This window comes from Helicobacter sp. MIT 00-7814, from assembly GCF_003364115.1.
Classification (GTDB): Bacteria; Campylobacterota; Campylobacteria; order Campylobacterales; family Helicobacteraceae; genus Helicobacter_F.
In genome coordinates this window covers 1-383 of the sequence record NZ_NXLL01000083.1, presented here as the reverse complement: position 1 = coordinate 383, position 383 = coordinate 1, and the positions used below count along the sequence as shown (strand labels likewise).

Below are 383 nucleotides of genomic sequence, written 5' to 3'. Positions count from 1 at the left end.
CTTGCTAGAAGTGGATTAGTGGCGCACGGGTGAGTAATGCATAGATAACATGCCTCATAGTCTGGGATAGCCACTGGAAACGGTGATTAATACTGGATACTCCCTACGGGGGAAAGTGGCATTCAAAAATGCCCTTTAAAGTGTTTTTAGAAGCTTATAAAGTGCTGTAAGTGTTAAGTAAGATTCTATAAGTTTATAATAATAAATGCCTTAGAATCTTACAAAGCAATTATAGTGCTAGATGAGTTTATAAAAATAGTTTAGAGGGTATTTTTGAATGCTTACGCTATGAGATTGGTCTATGTCCTATCAGCTTGTTGGTGAGGTAATGGCTCACCAAGGCTATGACGGGTATCCGGCCTGAGAGGGTGATCGGACACACT

General features: G+C 39.9%; 1 rRNA gene. It reads left to right on the top strand.

Going from position 1 to position 383, the window contains the following annotated elements:
- Positions 1 to 383: ribosomal RNA gene (locus CQA49_RS09855) — 16S ribosomal RNA — on the top strand; the annotation flags it as partial.